A 22,415-nucleotide genomic window follows, 5' to 3' on the forward strand; every position below is an offset into this window, starting at 1 on the left:
TTTTGTATCACTCTTCACTAATAAAGGCCGGTAAAATGGATATGCCAAAATCGTGTGCTTCCATGCCATGATAATATTGACTATATTAGGAATTATAGTACATTCTGATCCTTTTTAACATCCATTAATTTGCATGGAAATCTTCAAGGCCCTTTTGAATATGCTGGAATGTCCCTAGTCCTTGAGATTAAAGGATTGCTTTAATGCCCATTCCGCTACAATCTTTGCCTGAACTTCTACTTCAATCTCCGCTTCCCGGAAGGCCTTCCGCCAGTCAGTCTCGACTTCTTTCCAGGCTGACGGCTCATGACGGTGCAATTGCTGCATTAAACCCAAAAAATCCGAGTCATACAACCTGGCTTTTGAAATGCTCTTTAACGCCACCTCTTTGATGCTTTCTGCAGCGGCTGCTTCCATTTGCTTGACATTTTTCGTGGAGATTTGGATATTAGCGTTTTCAGGAATTGTCCCGGAAGTTTGGATTAATATATGAAAGACTGGTTTTCCATCAACCATTTTTGCTTTGACTTTATGCTTGGAGGCCCCCATTTGGTAACTGATCATCTGGGAGCCATATTCAAACTTAAACGTCATTAGGCTGTCTTTAGAATCATGCGTCAGAAGCAAGTATCCTGTAGACTCCTCCCTGTCCAACCAGCCAACAAGTTTGTCGCTTCGAAATACACCCAAGCCTTCAATCATAATACTATCGCTTTTTACATCATTCCATTTAATCTGCGGCAGCACCGGATCTCGGTCTGGGCTAAGAAGCCATTGACAAAATTCCAGAAAGGTAACCCCTCTTGAAACTCCCGTGCGAAGCGCAATCTCCTGCTGTTTTTTTATCTGCTTAAAAAGATTCGAAACAAGTGCCGGCTTGGCCTGAAGAAAAGGCCCAGCATTTCCTTTGGTCACAAATAAAAATTGATTGGGTCTACCTTCAGGAAAACGCAGAAAGTTTTCCACCACCTTGGCCGTCACTGTCTTAGCCAAATTTTCCCCAAAAATGGTAAATATTACATGGCTACTGGTCTGCAAACGCGGAAGCTGTTTATTTATAGCCGCTATGCTTTCCATAAGTGTTTCAGCTTCCCCTTTATACACCAGATCCGTAGATTTGCTGGAAGACGCACCACCGTCTGAATTACTGGAGCTTGGCGGACTAATGATTACCCATTGACCCTCATACTTTTCCTGACCTTTTTCAGACAAGTAATCGATCGCCCCGCCAGTCATCATAGCCAAATCCTCAACCTCATTTCTACTCCAACAGCCTGTAAGGAAAAGCAAACTCAGCATCAAAAGAATCATCCGGGCATATCTTTTTGCTTTTGATGTCACTGCATACAGCCCCCTTTTTTCTTTCTGATTAATGTAATAGCAAGCAACAGTAACGGCAGTACAACTTCAAATAACAAAGATATGGACGGCCAGCATTTTGTCAGGAATTCCAGTAGCGCCATGGTGTTTGGTACAAGAAACGTTGCCCCTGAGAATACGATGATCATCACTGAAGCGGCAATAATTTTCGGATGCTTTCTACCGACTGACTGTCTGGCTGCAAGAATCGTTACATAAAAAAGCAGAGAGGATTTGACCATGATCCCGGTCAGCCATAACGGCAATACCAATAATTCTATACGTTGAATGTAATTCCCGTATTCAATTGTTTTCACAGTAGACCATATCGGGAAAATCATTTGACCGGTCACATCTGCCCCTAAGACAGTAAGTACAACCAGCGATCCGAAAGTCAACAAAAGCATTGTGCTGATAACCGCGTAGGATGCCTTCTTCAGCACTTCCTGAGGTTTGTTTATCAGAGGGATTAACATCAGCAATACGGCAATTTCGCCATACCATTGAACCGGTATCCATATATTCTGCATCACCGGACTGATCCCGTCTTCCAAAATAGGAAGCAGACTGCTTGGATCTGCTTTCGGAATCGCCAAGATACAGGCCATTAGATAAGCAAATACAAATAGAGGCAGGATGAATTGGTTCATCCGCGCAATCACTTCAATCCCTTTTTGCGCAGAATACCAGCAAATAAGTACAAATACCAAATTGATAGGAATGCCCGGCGTTCCAAATAAAGCGGATACGGTTAAAAATTCCGAAGTTTCCCTAACGACGAGGATATTTAAGACAATAAAAAATAGGATATAGGAAACAGCCAGCGCCTTGCCTCCGATTTTTCCTACAATGAGCGGCAGATATTCTGCTATTGTGAGTCCCGGGAATCGCTGTGCCAGCTTGGCCGAAATGAACAATACGCCAAAAGCAAATATCCCTGCTCCCAGGCTCGCGAACCAGGCATCTTGTTTGGCTGTCAGTGCGGTTAATCCCGGAATAAATAGGATCGCGGTTGAGGTCATCATAATAAACAGCAACATTGCTATTTGCGTTCCGGACATCCGTTCCTTGCTTATTTGTTATCCCCCCTCTTTTTAGGTTTATGCTTTATGTGACCAACATTGCCCCGCAGAGATTTCTTGCCTCCGAAGAACCTGGGTCTCGTAGACATCGCCCACCAAGGGGCCCGGATTAAGGTATCTTTCAGATCACGCAGTGTCAGCGGAGCGATGGGTGACAGATAAGGTACCCCGAAAGAACGCAGACTGCAAAGATGGGTAAGCAAAATCATCAGCCCAAAGATAATTCCCACAATTCCAAAAACACTGGCCATGATAATTAAGCCAAAACGAATGATCCGGATGCTTGTCCCGACATTGTAATCCGGGAATGTAAACGAAGCAACCGCTGTCAAACCGACAACCACCACTGAAGTCGGACTGACAATCCCGGCATCGACTGCGGCCTGCCCGATCACCAAACCGCCTACTGTACTGATCGCCTGCCCAACTGTCCTAGGCAAACGTACCCCGGCTTCCCGTAGAAGCTCAAAAACAAGTTCCATCAAAAATATTTCCAAAGAAATTGGCAGAGGCAGATTTTCTCTTGCTCCGGCTACCGTATTCAAAAGAGATATTGGAATAAGCGACTGATTGACTGAAAATACCGCAACTGTAACTGCCGGAACCAGTAGTGTAATATTGATGGCCATAAAACGGCCTAATCGCGCAAAAGAGGCAAACAAAGCGCTATAATAGTAATCTTCTGAGGCCTGTATCAAGGTCACAAAAGTGCATGGAATAATTAAAGCAGAAGGTGAATTGTCAACCATAATGGCAATTCTGCCTTCAAACAGCGAAGCGGCGGTCCTGTCCGGCCGTTCCGTATACTGTACAAGTGGGAACAGACTGATTGGTTCATCAGAGATAAATTCTTCAAGATAACTGCTGTCTAAAATATTATCGATCGTGATCCTCTCAATACGCGATTTGACTTCAGCTACAATCTTTTCGTTTGCTACCCCCTGAATATAGCAAATATTAACCTTCGTTTTGGATAACGTTCCGACCGTTATACTCTCAGCCTTCAGTAGGCTGGTCCGGATGCGGCGTCGGAGAAGGCTTATGTTTGTTCCCAGATTTTCCACGAAACCGTCCCTCGGTCCGTGAATGTTCGGTTCAGTCGTCGGCTCATTAATCTGTCTGATGTTATAGCCCTGGACAGAAGCTTTAATGCCAATCGGATACCCGTCTATAATCAGAACGAGATTGTCCTCCAGTACTGCGTCAGCTGCTTCGGAGATCAGAGACAACGTATCGGCTTTGTAATTGGTTAGCAGATGTTGAAGTATGATACCGGGCATATCACCGACATTTGTTTTGAGATTCGTGTCCGTATAAACGGCTGTGTTCGTATTAAGATCTGCTTTTGTGTGAAGATTTTCTGTCCTTGCAGAAACCTCCAGCATGATCGGCTTTAAAATTGCATCATTAATAATTTCGGGCTTACACAGGCTGTCTGAGTAGACAATAAACGCTTTGATTTTTTTGGTAGAGTGCAGCTGAAATTCTCTGAAAGAAATATCCGAACATTTTTCAAAAATCTGCTGCATGGCTTGCAGGTTATGCTCAATTACGCTTGACAGAGGCTTCCCGGCTTGGGACCGTTCATCAAGCAAAGGTTTTTCTTTTCCTATGTTCTTACTGCGTATTTTAGTGATAAGCTGGTCAAGCATCTCGGCATTACCATCCAAATTTATTCTATCATGCTTATTTTGTGTATTAATTCAGTTTTTACTCTAATCTGAAGAAAGATACCAGCAGACAATCACCGGAACAGATAAATCAATAAAGCATAAGGAACAAGGGCGTAACAGAACTTAAGTCCCGTTACGCCCTTGCCAAAAATGCGTTATTTTACTCTTCTTCCCTGAAATATTCCATGCTTGTCTTTTTCAATTCAGCATGACTGAATAGCATCTCATACTGTCGTATGTCTGTAACCTTAGAAATTCTCTCCATTGTTTTCCTGCACTCCGACGGCGAATGCCCATGAATCATGGTAAATAGATTATACGGCCAATCCGGAAGTTCAGGGCGTTGGTAGCAATGGCTTACTTCCTTAAAGGCGGCCATGATGTGACCGGTTTCTTCAACCTGCGCTTCTGGAACAACCCATACCCCCATCGCATTTGAAGTAAATCCAGCTTTCCGGTGATACAGGATGGCACCAAAACGTCGCAGCACCCCGTCATGCTTATAGTCCTGGATTCTTGCTCGGACACTTTCTTCTGACCATCCCAGTCTGGAAGCTGCCTCAGAGAAAGGACAAAGCGACAAAGTCAAATCACCCTGCAAAATGCGGATTAAGGCCTTATCCCCCTCCCCTGCCTGAAAAGCAGGCTGCCCTTCCGGAGACGAATAGCCGGCATTCGCAATGGGCAGCTTATTATTTGTACGCTTTTCCAGGTCAAACAGCACGCCAATCTTGAACAACCTGATAGCGGGAAGGCTGTAAACTTCAGGACTTCCCAAAATATTCTTTGCCTGTTCTAAAATCTGCATCAGCCCGGCCTGCGACCGGGAGATGACCGTAAACCACATATTGTAACGATGATCCCGCAAATAATTATGCGTAACTCCGGGGATTTCCATTAAAAAATCCGCAAGAACGGATATTTTTTCTTCCGGAACCTTAGCCGCGCAAAGCGTGCTGAAATACCCAAGACGACGAGAATCAAAGACTCCGCCTATCCGCCGGATCATTCCTTTCTGCCGGAACTGGTTAACCCGCTGCCATGTTTCTTCTTCATTTAGCCCCAGCATTTCTCCCAAAACCTGATAAGGACGTTCCTCAACCGGGAAGGCCGCCTGGATTCTGGTCAGCAAAATCCGGTCCTTTGTCTCCATTTAGCAACTGACCCCCTTGCGTCCGTGGTATAAACACCAGGGCTCTTCAGCCATGTAGTCACCGTTTTCATAAAAAGCAGCACGAGCCCGGCAGCCTCCGCAAACTTTTTTATACCCGCAGCTGCCACACCCACCTTTATACGCCAGCGTGCGCAGTTCTTGCAAAACCGGATTGCTGCGCCATATTTCATCAAAAGGTGTGTCCCGGACATCACCGAGAGGCAGATTCAAATATGCACAGGGCTGTACCTGACCCTTCGGACTGATAATGCAATATGCTGTTCCAGCCAAACAGCCGCGGCTGAACCGGGTGTTTACCCCCATCTGTTTGGCAATTCGCATAAACTGCGGTGCACAGGTTGGTTTCAGTTCAATATCAACGGTTTGCTGCTTCTTCATGATCCTGGTCAGCACTTCTTCGTAAGCTTCCGCCCTTAAAGACTCTTCTTCTATAGACACTGCCCGGCCTGTCGGCACCAGAAAGAAAAAATGGTGCGCCACTGCTCCCTCCCGGACCGCAAAATCCGTAAGTGTTTCCAGTTCATGTGCATTCCAGTCCATCACTGTTGTATGCACCTGGAAAGGAAGCCCCACTGCCTTGCAATTGCGCATACCTTGCACAGCCTGGTTCCAGGCTCCGTCATAGCGACGGAAATCATCCTGCTTTTTTCGATCCATTGAATCAAGGGAAATTCCCATCCCCATGGCGCCGGCTTTTTTAAGCTTTGCGGCAAGATCTTCCGTCAACAAAGAACCATTGGTTCCGAAGACAGGCCGTAAACCAAGGTCTTTGGCATAGGCGACTAGTTCAACAATATCTGGGCGCATGAGTGGTTCACCGCCGCTAAAAATCATTATCTTAAACCCTGCTTTGGCGATTTGTTCCAGCAGCGTCCTGGCCTCAGCCGTGTTGAGTTCCTCCTCGGCCCTGCATCCGGCATCGCGGTAACAGTGATCACAATACATGTTGCAGGCATTTGTCGTATTCCAAGAGACAATCATATCTTTCTTCCTTTCCTAGTACAGAGATTAACAAAGCTAAACCTCAACCATTAATCGTTTTTATTCCGATCTCTTTATCCGTTAAGTAACAGGCAGGATCAGATTCCCAAAAATCGCCTGTCACAGCCTCTGCCCTGGTGCGGAAATTGCCGTTGCAGAAATCTAAATACCGGCACTCGGCACATCGCCCTTTGAGAAGCGGTTTACGGTCTTTCAAACCTGCCAGCACTGGTTGGCTTAAGTCAGTCCAGATATCTCCGAACTTTCTCTCTCGGACATTGCCAAACGAGATATGCTGCGTAAACTGATCTGGATGTACATTCCCTGAAGGATCAACCTCTCCAAACGCAATCCCAGAACGATTTCCGCCATTGCAGCCGATGAGTGTCTTTATTTTCTCCGCTCTGGCCGGATCTTCACATAAAGCCCGCAAATAGAGATAAACACCGTCGGCGTGATTATCAACTGTCAGGATTTCCTTGTGCAGTCCGCGTTTTTCAAAGTCCCTTGTTCTGCGGATAATGGTATCGAGCGCCTGTCTCGACTCTTCGGGAGTAATATCATCAGCGACCATTTGCTTGCCCCGTCCGGAGTATACCAAATGATAAAAACAAACACGGTCAATTTTTTCTGCTTCAATAAAATCAAAGATACGATCCAGTTCCTCATAATTATGACGGTTAATCGTAAAGCGCAGACCAACGCGCTGACCCGCCTCCACACAGTTCCGGATTCCTCCCATAGCAGCCGCAAAAGCTCCTTCTCTGCCCCTAAACTTGTCATTCACCGCTCTCAGACCGTCAAGAGATACCCCAACATAACCTACACCAATTTCTTTGATGTGCCGGGCAGCTTCCGGTGTTATCAACGTACCGTTCGTAGATAAAGTTGGTCTGATTCCTTTCTGAGCAGTATAGGCGGCAAGTTCAAAAAAATCGGGCCGCATCAAAGGCTCTCCGCCTGAAAAGAGCAGGACAGGAACGTGAAACTCCGCTAAATCATCAATAAACCTCCTCGCTTCTTCCGTTGTCAGTTCTCCGTTATATTTCTGCGAATCTGAGTCCATATAACAATGGACGCACTGCAAATTGCAGGTTCGCGTCGAATTCCAAACAACGACCGGTCCTGAACTACCTGTTGCTCCGTTTTTAGCCCCATGAGCATGCCTGCTATAACGCAGGGAATCCCCGAAATATTCCGCATCAAATAGCAGCCTCGTAACACTAATCATCATTATGCCCCCAATTATCTTCAATTAAATTTAACCTTTACGTATAAATGCTGCCTGAATCTTCCCAATTGGAAATCCCCTCATAGTCAATGTTTTGAAACAATGAGGATGCTTGGCTCTTCGTACAATTATACAGTATAAAATCAAAAATGAATAATGTAAGCCCTACATTAATATAATTCTAAGAATTAATGTCTATATTACCAGTAGGAACCTTTTTCAAATAAATAAAGGTCTGCAAAACAATTAACGCCGTGACAGGCAAAAAAAGGAGAAATATCTTTTATGAAACAACAAAAGAAATCCCAGGCAAGAAAAAAGCTCCCCAGAAGTTCGATTTTCATGTATATCGCATCTGCTTTTATTGCTGTTATCGCTGTTGCACTTTTAGTCAATAATATTTTGTATTTCAACAACACCATTTCGCAGTATATCACGCAAGGCTATCCATATGAAATGGTCGCCAAGGAATTGGTTCCCGGTCAACTGCTCCCTGGAATCTTCCAGCCGCTTAGCATCCTTGGCATTGCCGTAGTCCTGTATGGTGCAGGTCTCATCAATCAAAAAATCACCGGATACTTCCGTTCATGTTCCAACAGTGAAACCGTGGTCCATGCTGAACCCGCAGTGGTAAATACAAACACCGTTAATACCGCAGCTGAAGATATCGTATCTGAGGACCCGGCTGAATCCCCTGCTGCAGTGCCCGAGCAAATTGAATCTCAAACTGTAGAAGTGCAAGACGCTCAAGACAGCACTGACAACAAGGACAGCACGGATAAATAAAATCTCACACAAAAAAAGAATCGTAATAAGACAAGTCTAAAGCCTATGGCGTTGTGCCATAGGCTTTAGGCGTATATTTTTCAGTAAAATACGTACCCTTCTGATCATCAGTATAACTAAGATCATCAAGACAATGGCCAGCACTGCAGTAAGAAAGAATTTCTGGGCCGGGGTTAAATAAAAAACTCCAGACTCCAGTTAGAAATAAATGCAGACTTTTTTGACCAAATTTCAGCGGTAGAAAATACCATTCTAAAATTTCAAAAATAAGTGCATTCTATATAAAAAAGGAGTACTTTAATGCTGAAAATTGGCAGGAGCGAAGATACAATCATCATTGGCCTTCTTGGAGGTTTAATTGGGACGATTGCTATGGATGTATCTAATTTATTAATTTTTAAGGCAGGGAAAACTGAAACACTATATGGTCATATAGCAGGTGGATTATTTGTAGCTCCATATAGAACAAAACGACGCGAGAATTTCATATTGGGTCAATTGGCTCATTTAGGTATAGGCTCATTGTGGGGAATTCCCTTAGTTTATACGCTTAAGAAAACGGGTAATGATCATTACTTGATAAAAGGAGCTGTCATTTCTATGCTTTCTTTGGGCACGCTTATAGGTGGACAGAAAGTTGGTTTCTTAAAAAAATTCCGCTTAACAAAGACGTATTATTCGGCAATCTGGAATCATCTTCTTCATGGTTTGGTTTCTTCTCAGACTATTATAATGTTAGCCAACCCAACTATGATTAAAAAAATAAATGCCCGTGAGAAGAATACATCCTTCTCACAGGTCAAAGATTCCAATATACATCATTCCTTGGATACCTAAGAAAACCGCATTGGATACCTTAGGGAATCCTTAGTTCCGGATCCAACTTTTCCGCCCATATCTCTTCGAGAAGCTGAAGGTCTTCTTCAAATTCCTTCATGGTCTGGGTATCTTTTATTTCGATTTCTTCCAGAATTTCAAACTTAAAGGCCTTGGCCCCATATTCATCCCATTCCGGTTGAAGTTTTGTCAGCACACAGGAGCCGGTATCTTTAGAAAAATCAAAACGGTTCTGGAACCGCCTGACATTAACAGCGCCCTGCAGAACATAACTGCCGTTTTCGTTATTGGTAATCATAAAAACTCCACCGGAAGTTTTCCGTTCCTTATATTCATTGCGGAGCTCCCTTTTCCGGTCGGATGTACCCGTCATCGTCTAATACCCCATTTCCTTCAGAAGTTTGGAAAGCGTACTCAACCGTTCTCCGATTAATTCATCATCATTGCTGAGTACTTGCCTGAATAGTTTGATGTCTCCTTCAATCATCGGATTATCAGTACATACGGCTACGGTCATTGCATCTCCCTGCAGCCCGATCCTGTCAATGACGGGTTTCTCAGGATCATACATTTTTTCATACCGGTAGGCCTCACGAAAATGAAGTGTCGATCTGCAAATCAGGATCGCAAGATCGATCACCCGGTGAAGTGGAAGCTCCTCGGACTGTCTCGACCATTTTTCTCCGGTGAACCGCCAGACTTTTGCAGATATCTCCAGCTTTCCCCTGTCATTCCACTGGGCCAGCCCCAGGGATAATCCTTTGGCGTCGGAATCATAGGCATTTCTGCCGTCAATCCGTTCATAGTCCTCCGATACAATCACAGGTTTATGTTTCAGCGTCGTCGGAATCTTCATAAGTCACCTCTCCTAATTTAGCAAAATTTTATTTTGTCATTTCTTTTATATCAACTAATCTACTAAATTACTAAATTAGTAGATTGCAATGAGAAGATTATCACATTACACCATCTTTGTCAAAAAAAATACGCCACCATTACAGGCACAGTGGTCACAAATATTTTGACGTCCATAGCTAGACCAGTGTGGTATTGTGGCACACAGATCTACCCTCATACTATGTAAAAGAAGGCTTTAACAGCCTTCTTTTACACTCTATTGTAATTGATAATCGCATTTGTCACGGTTACTACGGAAATCAACTCATCCTTTTCATCAAGCATTTCAATCAACCAGACATGAGATGTCTTTCCCTGATGCAGCAGTCTGCCTTTCGCAAGGATATAGCCTTCTATGTTTTTTGTTTTCATATGATTTGCCGTAATATTCTGGCCCACAGCAACCTGGGTATTATCCAGCAGTTGATTGGAGGCATATCCTGCAGCCGATTCTCCCAAAGCAATGGTTACCCCGCCATGCAATATACCATAAGGCTGGCTATGAAAAGCCGTTAAATTCATCTTGGCTTCAAACGTATTGTCCTTATACTGTATATATTCAATATTCAGGTAATCCATCAGGTATTTCTGGTTTTCCATCAAGTGGTCCTCCTTTCCCGCGCACGTTGCTAAGCGAATATGTGATGCTCAACGGTATAATCAGCCAGGACATTTTCATCGACAGCAATTCCCAATCCCGGACCCCGGGGTACTTCAATCCTGCCGTTTTGAACCGTGACCTCAGGCCGGATGATATCCTGTGGAAAATAACGCTGGGACGGCGACAAATCTCCAGGAATATAGGTATCCTTCAGACTTGCCAAATGGACGTGCAGTATTTTCGAAATTCCGCTTTCCACCATACTCCCGATCCAATAGTAGATATGATGCTTCCGGCAAAGCTCAATCATCTGCCTGACATAAAACAGGCCGCCAACCCGGCCGGTCTTGATGTTCAAGGCGCGGCAGGCTTTTAATTCGATCGCCTTCTCCAGGTCAGCTACACTTAAAATGCTTTCATCCAGACAGACAGGCGTCTGCATTTCTGCCTGGAGTTTCTGATAGTCCGTCAGTTCAGCTTCAGCCAAAGGTTCCTCCAAACACAGCAAACCAAGACCATCTATTCTCATCAATTCGGGAATGTGCTCGGAGCGAAAGCTTCTGTTGGCATCCGCGAGCAGCTCGAGATAGGGATAGGCAGTTCTGATCATGTTGAGTTTGGCAAAACCGTCCTGCGGTTTGATCTTTATTTTAAAACGGACGTAACCTTCCTGCAGGTACTGTTCAATCTGTTTTAACAGGCCGGCGCTATCCAGATCTCCCAGAACCATCCCCGCCTCAATCTGCGTATTTGTCTCCTCCAGAAACACAGCCGCCATGACAGGGATATCCTGACGCCTCGCGTACACGTCCAGCAACGCATTTTCAACCCCGGCGCCTGTCATCGGGTAAGCTCTGTCCAGCCAGGCATGAATGTCGAAAGGATGCACAGTCTCTTCCTGCAGCAGCCGCGGAAGATAAGTTTCCAGCAGAAGGCGTTTGGCATCAGCAAGCGTTTCCGAAGTATAAAAAGGATCAGAGAAAGCGACAACTTCCCCATAGCCGGTATTCCCAAATTCGTCTGTGATTTTAAGAATGATCGTTTCCCGGTGGTTCAAAGTGGTCTGAGATGTTTTAAAGGTAAATTTCAAAGGCATGTCCAAAAGGAACAGCTCTGCTTTTTTTATGATCATGGGTTTCCTCCCCCGGCCAGCATATCTTCCAGTGCCTTGTGACGGATCTTTCCTGTGGTATTCCGGGGAAGTTCAGCCAAAAAAATGATCTCGCTGGGAAGTTTATAGTGGGCAAGTCTCGGAGACAGATAGTCCCTGATCTCTTCTTCGTTTAACGAAGATACTGCAAATAAGACAGGTACCTGTCCCCACTTAGGATCTTTTCTTCCGATGACAACGCATTCTTTGATCCCAGGGTGCGCGTAGAGTATATTTTCGATTTCCCGCGGATAAATATTTTCCCCGCCTGAAATGATCATGTTTTTGCGACGGTCGAGAATATACAGGAAACCATCCGGATCCAAATAACCGATATCTTCCGTAGGAAAAAATCCAGAGATTGTTTCCCGGCCAAGATACCCGTCCATAACCATGGGACTCTGAATCAGGACTTCGCCGCTGCCGTCAGGCCCTGGATTCTTGATCAGGATTTCCACCGAGTCCAGCGGTAAGCCAACTGAATCAAGCTTATCCGGGTATTGAAGAACGGAAAAAGTTGCCGATTGGCTGGTGGTTTCCGTCATACCGTACGTTTTATAGATAGGGATCTGCCTAACCATACATTTTTCAACCAAGGGTCGGGGTATGAACTCCCCCCCTATAAGCACCACTCTCAAGCAATGCCTGTCAATCCGGTCAATGATTCTGTTCAGCATGGTCGGAACAACCGACAGCATATTGACTTTTCCTTCCTGAACCAGGTTTAACGTTTCTTCTTCCCGAAAGCTTTCCAGCAAGGTTACCGCAGTCCCGTTGTATAAACTGCGCAGTAGAATCGTTAAGGCGCTGATATGATACAACGGCAGAATCATTAGCCAGTTATCTTCTTCTGTGACTCCGAGGCTTTTTTGAGAAGCCTTAACATGGGCAGCAAACTGTTTCCAGCGCAGCGGAACAGATTTGAATTCTCCGGTCGTGGCGCTCGTATTCATAATGACTGCAATTTGTTCCGGGTTATAATCCACGGCCGGATCAAATTCGCTGCATGCTTCCGAATCATCTTGTTCTGCAGCATCAGCCTTTACATCATCCGTAACATCATCCCCAACTACATCCGAAAATGACTTCACTTCGGCCGGAAATGACTGGCTAAAATTCACGGCGGCCAGACCATCCTGGGCCAAAACCAGCTGAATATCCAAGGTTTTTACTTGTTTGCCGATTTCTTCAGCGGTTAAACGTGTATTCAGCATCAATACTTCTTTTTGAAGCAGCTGTAAGGCCAGAAAAAACAAGACCGTTTGTTCAGAATTATTCGAAAGGAGCGCTACCCTTTTTGTTTTTTGTACATGCAGCAAAAGCCTTACCGAAAGTAAGCTCACGCGTTCGGACACGTCCCGAAACGTCAGGTCGTTGATAAATTTCTTATCCGGTTTTTCAAGGGCTTGCCTTTTTAACCAGTTCATCTTAATCCATACTCTCTATTAAATCCTTAATTCCATCCATACAGATCGTGTATTACATTATTTGAGGTAGGTCTTCGTAATATCCTGCCGGATCAGGGGAATTTCGGGAACTTTTTGAAATCGGGCTCGCGTTTTTCTTTAAAAGCGTCTCTGCCCTCTTTGGCTTCGTCTGTGGTATAGAATAACAGCGTTGCATCCCCGGCCAGCTGCTGCAGTCCGGCGAGACCATCCGTATCTGCATTGAAAGCTGCTTTCAGGAAGCGAAGGGCCGTCGGTGAATGCTGCAGGATTTCCTGCGCCCATTTCACGGTCTCCTCTTCAAGCTGCTCAAACGGGACGACTGTATTAACGAGTCCCATCTCCAGGGCTTCCTTAGCCGTATATTGACGGCAGAGATACCAGATCTCGCGGGCTTTCTTCTGGCCGATGATGCGAGCCAGATAACCTGCACCGTAGCCGGCGTCAAAAGAACCGACCTTCGGTCCGGTCTGGCCGAATTTGGCGTTCTCCGATGCGATTGTCAAATCGCAGACAATATGCAGAACATGGCCGCCACCAATCGCAAACCCATTGACCATTGCGATCACCGGTTTAGGAATGATGCGGATTAAATGCTGCAGATCCAGCACATTTAGACGCGGAATCTGGTCGTCACCGACATAACCGCCATGACCACGCACCTTTTGGTCACCGCCGGAGCAGAATGCTTCTTTTTCCTGGCCCTGACCATGATTAGCGCCGGTCAAAATGATCACCCCGATATTTTCATCCTCCCGGGCAATCGAAAAAGCATCAATCAATTCCATAATCGTTTTGGGGCGGAAAGCATTGCGGACTTCCGGGCGGTTGATGGTAATCTTGGCGATCCCGCTGTATGTCTCATAAATAATATCCTCATAGCTGCGGCTGAATTTTTTCCACGGAAATGTGCTCATTGAATTACCTCCCTATAATATCGTATTCTTTTTCTCCGGGTTCATATTCTTTTTTCCCGAATTCTTATTACGTCTTTCCGTAATTTCATCTAAAGCATCAACGCTTAGGAACTCGCTAACGACCGCCCGAAAAGTCTGCGGGTCTTCCATATGCGTATTATGCCCTACTCCGGAGATGGTCTGCCGGATAATCCTGGCATTTAAATGACTGAACTCCCGGCTGATTTTCTGGTATTTCGGGTCAAGTTCGCCGCTGATAAAGAGAACAGGCATTGTCAATTCGGCCACCAGATCTTTCAGACAAGGAAACGTTCCCTGACCGCTCGCCAGTAGTGTATTGGCAAGCGCATATGGTTCATTTTGCAGGCGGCGCTGCCTGATTTTCGCTCGGACTTTCTCGGGAAGCCGGGCTTGTGTTTTGAAAAGTTCCAAACCTGACCAATAGCTTTCAAACCATTCAATCCCGTTCTGCCGAATATCTTCGGCCAGTACGGCATCATCTCTGCGCCGCTTCTCCCTGCTGAGCTCACCGCATTCCCCATAGGAAGCGCTTTCCATGATAAGTTTAGCAATTTCCCGGGGATATTGTAAAGCATAGGCCAGCGCAATTCGGCCGCCCATGGAATACCCTATCACGCTGTAATGCACCAGCTCTAACTGCTGCGTCAAATCATGCAGCGTTTCCAGCAGCGTGGGAAGTCTGTACGGCTGAAGGGCAGACGGTTTTTCAGTACTGCCGTGTCCTAGCATATCCACCAGGATCAACCGGAAGCCGGCCAGATCCATGTCGTCCCAGGTACCGAGGTTCTCTGAAAAGCCGTGCAAACAGACGACCGGTTTCCCAGTTCCCCGTACTTCAAAGTGAATGTTTAGACCATTTGCGGTGATCATCATTTCCTATCATCCACCTTAGTCATTTTCTGATGGCAGCCGGGTATACTTGTCATGCAGTTCCTTGCTTAACTCCAGATCTATTTTTACTTCAATAAGCTTGATGCCTTGTGTGTTCTGAGCTGTTTGGAAACTGCGCTCAAATTCTTCATAATTTTTCGGTTCAAAGTAGGCGATGCCATACAGAGCAGTTAATGCAGAAAAATCCAAGCCCGGGGGGGTTAAGAACAGCGTTTCAAAATATTTTCCCCGGCTCTGGGGCAAGTACCTGAAGATCCCCCCGCCATTGTTATTGAACAATAGGATGGTCAGATTCAACGGGTGATTCTTGGCGATCTGAAGCCCATTTAAATCATGGAAAAGTGCAATGTCTCCGGTCAGCAGCACCGTCGGTTTACCGGCAGCCGCTATACCAAGGGCTGTAGAAACCATGCCGTCGATTCCATTGGCACCTCTGTTTCCTAGTACCTTCAGGTTTTGCGCGCGAGCTTCCAGAAAATCATCAACATCGCGGACGGCCATACTGTTGGCTGCAAGAATCCTGGATTCTTGAGGCAGAAGATCTTGAAGCCTTTGAATCAAGGCCCCTTCAAACAGTCCTTTTTCCTGTCTGGCTTGTCTTAGCTGCACCCGCATTCTTTGTTGGCAAATGAGCCACCTATCCAAATATCCCCGGCTGCTGTTTTCGGTTTTGACCGACGCTGCAAAAAGTTTAGGTGAAGCCAGTACATAATGATTCGTGGAAAGTGCCGGGTTACGATAGTCAAATACTGTATCGGCCTGGACAAATAATGCGTCCTGATGCCGGGCCAAATACTGCTGAAGGCTTTTCGACACAGGTGTCTGTCCAAACTGGATGACATATTCAGGTCTTAATTCGTCTTTGACCGCATCGTCTTTTAGAAATGCCTGGTAGCTGTCCAAAATGATCTCGCTTGAGAAGCTGCGGAAATTGGACAGCGGATCGGCAAGTACAGGCGCTTTCAAACGCGCCGCTAGGGCCAGTACCTCTGTATGATAGTCAGCATACGCGTCGCCGCCGCAAACAATGATTCCGTTTTTATTGCTGAATGCTGCATCAAATTTCGGATGAACTTCCAAAGGCTCGGCAGGAAGCAGATACGAAGACGGGTTGTTAAGGCTGAAAGGTTCTTTATGAAGTCTAAAAGCATCTCTGTAGCGGCCTGCTGTAAAATCAAGTTTACTTAAATCCGGCACCAATGGTTCACGCAGCGGGATATTCACGTGGGACACGCCAAAGCTTCCCGTCATGGCGCTGCCGTAAGCTCTTTGCATAACTGCCCTGGCATAGCGGTACATCCGTTCATCTTCTTCGGGTAATGCCAGTTCCTCAAAAAAACGCGCATACTCTCCGTAAATCCTGGTCTGATCAATGGTTTGGGGCGCTCCGGCCTGACGCAGTTCGGGCGGCCGGTCGGCCGTCAGAACAATCAGCGGAACTCTGGAATATTTGGCTTCTACCAGGGCCGGCAAATAGTGCGCTGCAGCAGATCCTGATGTACAAACCAGCACGACGGGTCTCTGCATCTCTTTGGCTGCCCCGAGTGCAAAGAAGGCTGCGGAACGTTCGTCAATGCTGACATAGATCTCAAATTGATGTTCACTGAATAAAATTGCCAGCGGGGTAGAACGCGATCCCGGGCTGATCACAACTTCCCTTACGCCCAGTTGGTACAATTCATCCACCAGGGCCGCTATGTAATTCGTTGCTACAAAAAAATCGGTCATCGTCGTACTATCCTCACCTTCATGTCCAACATATTTCAAATCCCAAGCTTAAAGATTTCCAAAGTTAGAATCATAAGATTCCAGGATTAGATTTAAGGACATGGGGTTCAGGGTACAAGGCCCTCCAGGATCGTCCTTAATTTATCGTTCGTCTCGATGTATTCCTCCAGACAATCGGATCCTTCCACGATCCCGCATCCCGTATACGCATAGACCATATTGTCCTGAATAAGGGCCGACCGGATACCGGCCACAAAAATGCCATTACCGTTCTGATCCATGATTCCCAGGGGGGCCGCATACATCCCCCGCTCGTGTTTTTCCTCTCGGGCAATAATGTCAAGGGCGGGTCCGACCGGATTGCCGCCAAGGGCCGGCGTCGGATGCAGACGGGTGACCCAGGCGGTTAAAAGACTGCGGTCTTTTGCCCCAAGACGGGTCTTTAGATGATAAAGGTTTTTCAGGGTCAGAATCCTTGTCTCGTCGATCCATACCTCAGCGCAGTATTTTTTCATCACATCGGCTATGGTATCCCGCACAATTCGGTGCTCATGCAGGTTTTTAGGGTCGTTTAGCAGGATCTCCATTTGAGTCCCCTCATCAATGGCGTTACGGGGAATTGTGCCCGCCAGGGCATAACTGATAATTTCATCGTCCGCTTTCTGGACCAGGATTTCCGGCGTAGCACCCAGAAAAGTCCGTCCTTCCTTCGCATACGCAAAAACAAAGCTGTCCGGGTTTTTTTCCCGGAGGCTCTTGAGTACGCTCTCAACATGAACCGTCGTGGCACAACTGATTTTCACTTCTCTGGAAATAACCACTTTATCCACGTTTTTTAAGGATATTTCCTGTTTGACATTGGTGAATAATTCCTGCCACTGCGGGTAATCATCATCAGCGATCGTATAGGTATGGCGGACAGACTTTGTCTCCCTGTCCTCTAACCCGCAAATTTCTTCCTTCGGCGCCTGCTCGGGATAGTATAAAAGCTGCTTGCCGTCCTTTTCAACATAATAGTACTTGAAAGCAATGGTTTCATTGCCAAGTCCGGCCCATTTGGGATCACGGACCGACTGAAAAAAGGTTCTGGCAGAAAACACTAGGTCGTAATTCTGATAACTTTCTCCTTCAGCAAAGGTTTTCCAACGTATTGCCCCGATGATCAGTTCACCGGTCAGGGGATTATAAAAGAAAAGACGATCCTGTTTGTCAAAATGGGTCCAAAAAGCCAGAGGATTTTCCAATTTCATTTCTTTTTTTAGATACTTCAATTTTTTCCGTCTCCGCTTGTGCAAAATTAATTTCCTATAGTATTATCCTACATTTTCGGCGATATATATACTATTTTATCAAAAGGAGGAAAATTTTTCACGTAATCCGCAGTTTTTTTATAAAAAACCATGTTTACCCCATAAATTGAAAAATTTTTAGATATAATAAACAGCCCTAATCCGATGGAAATTCGGACCAAGGCTGTTTAATCACCCAGTCATTTCATTCAGTTAAATCCAACACGATGTGCGAGAATTAACCACGGATTCTGTCCAGGGTCCTTTTGGTTTCAAGTAGGAATCCGTCCGTGCTGACAACCGTCTTTTCAGGAAGATCGGAAATCAGGGCCAGGTCTTTGGTCATAATTCCTGCTTCGATTGTCTGCAGGGAAGCGGCTTCCAACTGATCTGCAAACTCGATCAGATCTTTCAGTCCGTCGATTTCGCCGCGTTTTCTTAATGCTCCGGTCCAGGCAAACAGGGTAGCCATCGCATTCGTTGAGGTTTCTTCGCCTTTAAGATGCTTGTAATAGTGACGGGTTACTGTCCCGTGTGCTGCCTCATATTCATAGCAGCCATCGGGAGATACCAGAACCGATGTCATCATGGCCAGACTGCCGAAAGCTGTCGCGATCATATCGGACATCACGTCCCCGTCATAGTTTTTACATGCCCAGATATATCCGCCCTCGGAACGGATAACACGGGCCACTGCATCGTCAATCAGCGTGTAGAAGTACTCAATATCCGCATCGGCAAATTTCTGCTTGTACTCCGCATCAAAGATTTCCTGGAAAATATCCTTGAAGGTATGATCGTACAGTTTGGAAATCGTGTCTTTGGTCGCAAACCATAGATCCTGCTTGACATCGAGCGCATAGTTAAAGCAGGAACGCGCAAAACTCTCAATGGATTTGTCGACATTATGCATTCCCATAATGACGCCTTTGCCAGCAAAGTCAAAAATCGTCTGACGGTTCACTTCACCGGTTTCACTGGTGAAAACGAGTTCCGCCTTTCCAGCGCCCGGGACTTTGTATTCGACATTGCGATAAACATCACCATAAGCATGACGGGCAATCGTGATCGGTTTCTTCCAGGCAGAGACCATTGGTGTGATGCCTTTCACAACAATCGGCGCTCGTAAAACCGTTCCATCCAGAATCGCTCGGATGGTGCCATTCGGACTCTTCCACATTTCTTTCAGATTGTACTCTTCAACCCTTTGGGCATTCGGCGTAATGGTAGCGCACTTTACGGCAACGCCATATTTCTTGTTGGCCATAGCGGCATCGATCGTAACCTGGTCATTCGTCTGATCCCGGTATTCCAGGCCAAGATCGTAATACTCAGTTTTTAAATCGATATAGGGTAGAAGCAAGATCTCTTTAATGGATTTCCAGATGATTCTGGTCATCTCATCGCCATCCATCTCTACCAGTGGGACGTTCATTTGGATTTTCTGCATTTTGTCCTCCTTAATATATCTGAAAAATGTCTAAAATCGAAAGCTTTTGTCAATGACATAATTTCGACTGCTATTATACTATAAAATATCGAATTGATATACAAGCAAACACAAAGAATAATACAGAATTCATTTCTGCCATCTTCTATTATCAGCGTCTATGTTTAAATCTTTCCACCTGAATATTTGAGCTTTTCAGTTAACCATTTAAGGTTTTCCGGCAGGCTGCTCTTGTCTTTCCGGCTCAATCCGGGTTTTATTTCCAAGCAGAAAAAACCCCTGAATAAACAGCAGCACACCGGTCACGATCAGCATCCACTCTATTTTAATTACATCAGCTAAAGGACCGAACACCAACATCCCAAGCGGCATCATGGAACTTGATATCATAGTCAGAACACCGAATACCCTGCCTAGAAAATCCCCTTCCACTTTTTCTTGCAGCAGAACCATTGCCGGGACATTGAAGATGGGCATGACGACCCCGATCAGGAACATAAAAAGAAGGTAAATCCAAAAAACCGGAACGACCCCAAGCGCGAGAGTACATACCCCAATCATTAACGCTGCCAGGGTCATCGTGTTTACCCGGTTTTTGAGGCCTCCCCAGGATGCCATCCCGAGTCCGCCGATAACCATGCCAAGCGAAAACGCAACTTCAATTGCAGTCAGCCGCCAGACATCATTACCAAAACTGCGTGTAACCTGAAGCGGGGTTAAAAACGCAGAAGGCGCTGCCAGGAAAAAGAAAACAGCTGTAAATAGAAAGAAAATTTTCAAAAACGGATGGTTAAGAACATACCGGATCCCTTCTCTCAGATCACCGAAGTAACTGACGGTTTGCTTCTGCAAGGCTTTGGCATGGGCAGCTACCCTCAGGAATACAAACAATACCGTCACAGCAATGGCAGCTGTGACCACATCAATAAAAAAGATTGTTTCAATTGCAGCTATGGCTAACAATGCTCCGCTGATCATCGGTGATACCAGCATGACCAGCGACTGAATACTGCCGTTGATGCCGTTGACCTTGGTCAGCTTATCCTGCGGAACGAGCTGAGGTAAAAATGCACCTACAGCTGGCGTCTGAACAGCCGTTCCAAACGCACGCAGGGCAGCCATCACAAACAGAAGCCAGACGGTTTTGTAGCCCAGCAAAAAAAGAATGGCCAGAATAAGGGTAACTGCCGCAATGAGCGTGTCCGACAGCATGATCAGGTTTTTACGGTTATAACGGTCAGCCCAGACTCCGGCAAACGGAGAAAGCAAAAATGTCGGCAAAAATCCGCAGATGATATAAACCGTCATCATCACGCCGGATTGCGTGCTTAAGGTGATGTACCACATCATCGCGTACTGAACCAGCGATGTCCCAAAAAGCGAGAGCGTCTGGCTTGCTATAAACAGAACAGTGTCGTTCTTCCAGTTCGATCCGTTTGGCAATCTCGTTATGCTTGGCGTATTTTTCAGGTCAGGCATAGCAGTAATTTCTCCCATCTATAGATACTTTTTCCTGAACATTTCTCAAAATAACTCTAATTTTTTGACATCAAGGATAACACGATACGATTATCCTTGATACACATCTTCCTCTGGTGATTGGCATTTATGGTATAATTATATTGTATTTCAACATTTACTTTAAACCAAAGGAGTATTTTTATGATGAAGTTCTATTGCACTCACGAGCCCCTTGTCCTCTGTCGGGAGGGCAAACAGGTTTACTAAACTTGTACCCTCCAAAAAATTCTCTAACATGACTTGAGATGAATAATTTTGGAGGATAAAATGAATAACAACTTTTTAGCTGCCTACGGGCTGAATGATCGTTTTGCACAAGAAGCAACTTTATATCCGGGTTTATATTTAGCAAGGGTCATTGAACAGCACCGGGATTTCTATCAAGTGATCGCTGAAAATGGCGAGCTGCAGGCTGAGGTCTCCGGCAAGTTTATTTTTAACGCCAGAAATAACGCAGATTTTCCGGCCGTCGGGGATTGGATCATGATTGACCGCTTAAACGAGCGTTCCGGCAACGCGATCATTCACCAGGTGCTTCGCCGCCAAAGTGTCTTTGAGCGGAAAGCTGCAGGAACAACCCATGCTGTCCAGATTGTCGCGGCCAATATTGATGTCGTATTTATCTGCATGTCCCTAAACTATGATTTTAACGTGCGCAGGCTGGAACGCTACCTTACCATTGCTTTCAACAGCATGGCAACTCCAGTCATTGTTCTGACCAAGGCTGACCTCTGCACGGATTTAGACAGAAAGCTTCAAAAAATTTCGGATGTCTGTGCCGGCACAGACGTCATTGTCTGTTCAAGTATGACAGAAAACGGTTACCGGGATATTTTAACCTATATTGCCAATGGTAAAACAGTTGCCCTTATCGGTTCTTCCGGTGTCGGAAAATCGACCCTGATTAACCGCCTGCTGGGCCAGGAAGTGTTAGCTACCCGGGAGATCCGTGATGACGACAGAGGCCGGCATACAACGACCAGCCGCCAGCTGCTGCAGCTTCCTAACGGAGGCCTTGTCATTGACACGCCAGGGATGCGGGAGCTGCAGATTGAATCCGGTGATCTGGCCCAAACGTTCGATGATATTGCGGAATTTGCCCAAAAGTGCAGATTCAAAGATTGTTCCCACACCACGGAACCGCGATGCGCGGTACGCAAAGCGATTGAAAATGGTGAACTGCTGCAAGACCGGGTAAACAGCTATCAGAAACTGCAAAAAGAGCTTGCTTACGAAGGTTTAAATTCGCGGCAGCTTGAGCAGGAAAAAATCAAAAGCATGTTCGGCAGCAAAGGCGAAATGAAGCAGGCCATGCGCCAGTTCAAAAATAAGAAACAAAGATAGCACGAACCCAAGTAAATCGATTTCTAAATTCCGTTAAC

The 22,415-nt window shown here is 45.7% G+C and carries 20 protein-coding genes; 3 read left to right on the top strand and 17 right to left on the bottom strand.

Features of this window, described 5'->3' with window-relative positions; translation table 11 throughout:
* Nucleotides 1–174: 174 nt before the first annotated feature.
* From DHBDCA_RS05000 to nirJ1, 6 genes are all read right to left on the bottom strand, one after another.
* Nucleotides 175–1,341 carry a Ger(x)C family spore germination protein gene (locus DHBDCA_RS05000; RefSeq protein WP_015043086.1) on the bottom strand — a complete coding sequence of 389 codons (1,167 nt, stop codon included), beginning with the start codon at nucleotides 1,339–1,341 and terminating at the stop codon, nucleotides 175–177.
* Complete coding sequence (locus DHBDCA_RS05005; protein WP_015043087.1) at nucleotides 1,338–2,420, bottom strand: GerAB/ArcD/ProY family transporter; 1,083 nt, start codon at nucleotides 2,418–2,420, stop codon at nucleotides 1,338–1,340. The genes DHBDCA_RS05000 and DHBDCA_RS05005 overlap by 4 nt, the downstream gene beginning before the upstream one ends.
* An 11-nt stretch (nucleotides 2,421–2,431) precedes the next feature.
* Nucleotides 2,432–4,093: a spore germination protein gene (locus DHBDCA_RS05010; protein WP_015043088.1), complete on the bottom strand. Its 1,662-nt coding sequence runs from the start codon at nucleotides 4,091–4,093 to the stop codon at nucleotides 2,432–2,434.
* A 181-nt stretch (nucleotides 4,094–4,274) separates the two neighbouring features.
* Complete coding sequence (locus DHBDCA_RS05015; RefSeq protein WP_015043089.1) at nucleotides 4,275–5,267, bottom strand: siroheme decarboxylase subunit beta; 993 nt, start codon at nucleotides 5,265–5,267, stop codon at nucleotides 4,275–4,277.
* Nucleotides 5,268–6,269, bottom strand: a complete 1,002-nt coding sequence (gene nirJ2 / locus DHBDCA_RS05020) for a putative heme d1 biosynthesis radical SAM protein NirJ2 (protein ID WP_015043090.1) — start codon at nucleotides 6,267–6,269, stop codon at nucleotides 5,268–5,270.
* 43 nt (nucleotides 6,270–6,312) lie between these two features.
* Entirely contained in the window at nucleotides 6,313–7,500 is a 1,188-nt protein-coding gene (gene nirJ1, locus DHBDCA_RS05025) for a putative heme d1 biosynthesis radical SAM protein NirJ1 (RefSeq protein ID WP_026071881.1), read from the bottom strand.
* A 285-nt stretch (nucleotides 7,501–7,785) separates the two neighbouring features.
* Here nirJ1 and DHBDCA_RS05030 point away from each other — a divergent pair, with 285 nt between their 5' ends.
* Nucleotides 7,786–8,286, top strand: a complete 501-nt coding sequence (locus DHBDCA_RS05030; protein WP_019226423.1) for a hypothetical protein — start codon at nucleotides 7,786–7,788, stop codon at nucleotides 8,284–8,286.
* 300 nt (nucleotides 8,287–8,586) lie between these two features.
* Nucleotides 8,587–9,123, top strand: coding sequence for a hypothetical protein (locus DHBDCA_RS05035; RefSeq protein ID WP_019226424.1), 537 nt, complete (start codon nucleotides 8,587–8,589; stop codon nucleotides 9,121–9,123).
* Nucleotides 9,124–9,142: 19 nt separating this feature from the next.
* Here DHBDCA_RS05035 and DHBDCA_RS05040 read toward each other — a convergent pair whose 3' ends face one another.
* From DHBDCA_RS05040 to DHBDCA_RS05090, 11 genes are all read right to left on the bottom strand, one after another.
* Nucleotides 9,143–9,496, bottom strand: a complete 354-nt coding sequence (locus tag DHBDCA_RS05040) for a GIY-YIG nuclease family protein (RefSeq protein WP_015043095.1) — start codon at nucleotides 9,494–9,496, stop codon at nucleotides 9,143–9,145.
* A 3-nt stretch (nucleotides 9,497–9,499) separates the two neighbouring features.
* On the bottom strand, nucleotides 9,500–9,979 hold the full coding sequence (locus DHBDCA_RS05045; RefSeq protein ID WP_015043096.1) for a DUF6530 family protein: 480 nt from the start codon (nucleotides 9,977–9,979) through the stop codon (nucleotides 9,500–9,502).
* A gap of 251 nt (nucleotides 9,980–10,230) precedes the next feature.
* Nucleotides 10,231–10,620 (bottom strand): PaaI family thioesterase, encoded by a 390-nt coding sequence (locus DHBDCA_RS05050; protein ID WP_015043097.1) that lies wholly within the window; start codon nucleotides 10,618–10,620, stop codon nucleotides 10,231–10,233.
* Nucleotides 10,621–10,649: 29 nt separating this feature from the next.
* The gene (menC, locus tag DHBDCA_RS05055) at nucleotides 10,650–11,753 is read right to left on the bottom strand and encodes an o-succinylbenzoate synthase (RefSeq protein WP_015043098.1); all 1,104 of its coding nucleotides are present in this window, start codon (nucleotides 11,751–11,753) and stop codon (nucleotides 10,650–10,652) included.
* The gene (menE, locus tag DHBDCA_RS05060) at nucleotides 11,750–13,198 is read right to left on the bottom strand and encodes an o-succinylbenzoate--CoA ligase (protein ID WP_015043099.1); all 1,449 of its coding nucleotides are present in this window, start codon (nucleotides 13,196–13,198) and stop codon (nucleotides 11,750–11,752) included. Before menE ends, menC begins: the two co-directional genes overlap by 4 nt.
* A 92-nt stretch (nucleotides 13,199–13,290) precedes the next feature.
* Complete coding sequence (menB, locus tag DHBDCA_RS05065; protein ID WP_015043100.1) at nucleotides 13,291–14,133, bottom strand: 1,4-dihydroxy-2-naphthoyl-CoA synthase; 843 nt, start codon at nucleotides 14,131–14,133, stop codon at nucleotides 13,291–13,293.
* Between the two features lie 12 nt (nucleotides 14,134–14,145).
* Nucleotides 14,146–15,027 (bottom strand): 2-succinyl-6-hydroxy-2,4-cyclohexadiene-1-carboxylate synthase, encoded by an 882-nt coding sequence (menH, locus tag DHBDCA_RS05070; RefSeq protein ID WP_015043101.1) that lies wholly within the window; start codon nucleotides 15,025–15,027, stop codon nucleotides 14,146–14,148.
* Nucleotides 15,028–15,042: 15 nt separating this feature from the next.
* On the bottom strand, nucleotides 15,043–16,773 hold the full coding sequence (gene menD, locus DHBDCA_RS05075; RefSeq protein WP_015043102.1) for a 2-succinyl-5-enolpyruvyl-6-hydroxy-3-cyclohexene-1-carboxylic-acid synthase: 1,731 nt from the start codon (nucleotides 16,771–16,773) through the stop codon (nucleotides 15,043–15,045).
* A gap of 107 nt (nucleotides 16,774–16,880) precedes the next feature.
* Nucleotides 16,881–18,044 carry an isochorismate synthase gene (locus DHBDCA_RS05080; protein ID WP_015043103.1) on the bottom strand — a complete coding sequence of 388 codons (1,164 nt, stop codon included), beginning with the start codon at nucleotides 18,042–18,044 and terminating at the stop codon, nucleotides 16,881–16,883.
* Between the two features lie 256 nt (nucleotides 18,045–18,300).
* A complete protein-coding gene (locus tag DHBDCA_RS05085) occupies nucleotides 18,301–19,512 on the bottom strand; it encodes an NADP-dependent isocitrate dehydrogenase (RefSeq protein WP_015043105.1) in 1,212 nt (403 codons plus the stop codon).
* A gap of 207 nt (nucleotides 19,513–19,719) precedes the next feature.
* Complete coding sequence (locus DHBDCA_RS05090) at nucleotides 19,720–20,991, bottom strand: MFS transporter (RefSeq protein ID WP_015043106.1); 1,272 nt, start codon at nucleotides 20,989–20,991, stop codon at nucleotides 19,720–19,722.
* A 309-nt stretch (nucleotides 20,992–21,300) separates the two neighbouring features.
* Between DHBDCA_RS05090 and rsgA the strand changes: the two genes are divergently transcribed.
* Nucleotides 21,301–22,377 (top strand): ribosome small subunit-dependent GTPase A, encoded by a 1,077-nt coding sequence (rsgA, locus tag DHBDCA_RS05095; protein WP_015043107.1) that lies wholly within the window; start codon nucleotides 21,301–21,303, stop codon nucleotides 22,375–22,377.
* Nucleotides 22,378–22,415: the final 38 nt, after the last annotated feature.

Origin of the sequence: Dehalobacter sp. DCA, assembly GCF_000305775.1 — a bacterium.
Classification (GTDB): Bacteria; Bacillota; Desulfitobacteriia; order Desulfitobacteriales; family Syntrophobotulaceae; genus Dehalobacter; species Dehalobacter alkaniphilus.